This is a genomic window from Staphylococcus auricularis (assembly GCF_001500315.1).
GTDB lineage: Bacteria > Bacillota > Bacilli > Staphylococcales > Staphylococcaceae > Staphylococcus > Staphylococcus auricularis.
This window is the reverse complement of sequence record NZ_LLER01000021.1, coordinates 1-1,414: the sequence shown is the minus strand read 5'-3', so window position 1 is coordinate 1,414 and position 1,414 is coordinate 1. Positions and strand designations below refer to the sequence as shown.

General features: G+C 36.0%; 2 protein-coding genes. Both read right to left on the bottom strand.

Going from position 1 to position 1,414, the window contains the following annotated elements:
• The coding region (locus APS80_RS10060; RefSeq protein ID WP_059108134.1) for a replication/maintenance protein RepL at positions 1–339 on the bottom strand (339 nt) is incomplete at its 3' end.
• Positions 340–1,168: 829 nt separating this feature from the next.
• Positions 1,169–1,414: replication/maintenance protein RepL (locus APS80_RS10055; protein ID WP_083498206.1), on the bottom strand; the 246-nt coding region annotated here is incomplete at its 5' end.

Below are 1,414 nucleotides of genomic sequence, written 5' to 3'. Positions count from 1 at the left end.
TAATGCTCCGGTTTTTCGTTTTATAATATTTCCTTTTTCAAGTGTTTTTAGTGTTGTTATTACTGTTTGTTTACTTACGCCTGTAGCTTGTACAAGTTCTCTTGTAGTAGCTATTAAAGTGTTATTACTCCAGTGAATATTGTCTAGAATATAGTTAACAACTTTGAATTTTTTACCACCTATCATATCCATCATACTTATTAATTGTAGTATATACGCCTTATGGAAGTTTCCAGAGGTCTGTTTACGGTATAGCTTATCTACCTCTATGACCTCTCCACTTTGTTCGTCTATGAGCCTCTGAGAGCCTTTATATACTGTTCCATATCTTTCTTTCACTTTTAATTCCTCCTTTTTTAGTATATTCTCATCTTTTAATTAGAAAGTCAAATAAAATTAGACCATAAGGTATGAAAAATTAGACCAAAAAGGATGAAAAACTAGACCAAAGAAATTCCTTATAAACCTTGTTATCTCAACCTTTATTAAGATTTTACCTAGTCGAATCTTCTTTTCTATATAAAGCGTCGGAGCATATCAGGGGGTTCTTCTCCATATAAATGCTACCCTTCGGCTCGCTCTCGCTCGGCATTGACATGGAGCCTCTGAACCATTCGCTAACGCTCATTCCCCCTGAACCCCCATGCTCCAACAGCAAAAAGGAAACTTTTTGCTGCTTTTCCGACGCTTATTCGCTTCGCTCATATTTATATAGAAAAGAAGCGAATGCGTTTATGCTTACGTTTATTTTTTGATATATGGCTAGCATTTTGTAGGGGGCTTTGGGGGCTTGCCCCCAACAAGCAGGCGAGCAGTCACGAATGAGCGATAGCGATTGAGTGGCTAGCAAAGCCAGTGCTTGCCAAACCTAAATTTTACATTTTGAAATGAGAAAATTTTTGACAAGCAAAGCGAAAATGATAGCCACTTTAGTGGCGATTGGTGCCGGTTTTAAGTTGGATTAATTCCAACTTAACAACCAATCCAAATCATTAAAGCGATATCGTGAAGTCAAAAAGCAATTATTTTAAAATGTAAAATTTATGGTGGGTTGTTATTAGTTATAACTTTGTTCTGCGAGTGTAAGCGAGTAGATCCAAAGTTATAAAAAAAACGGACTAGTTTTATCTAGTCCGTTCGTCTACAACATAGACGAATTTATGCTATACTACTCCTTGAAAGAATAATATTCTGATAAAGCATTTTCTTGCTTTTGGTCGTCCTCTTGCTCAAAGTTCCCAAATTCGAGTAAGAGGTATTTTTGTTTTTGGTCATCGCCTCTCATGAGTAGCTCTGGGTTTAGCATTAATGCTCCGGTTTTTCGTTTTATAATATTTCCTTTTTCAAGTGTTTTTAGTGTTGTTATTACTGTTTGTTTACTTACGCCTGTAGCTTGTACAAGTTCTCTTGTAGT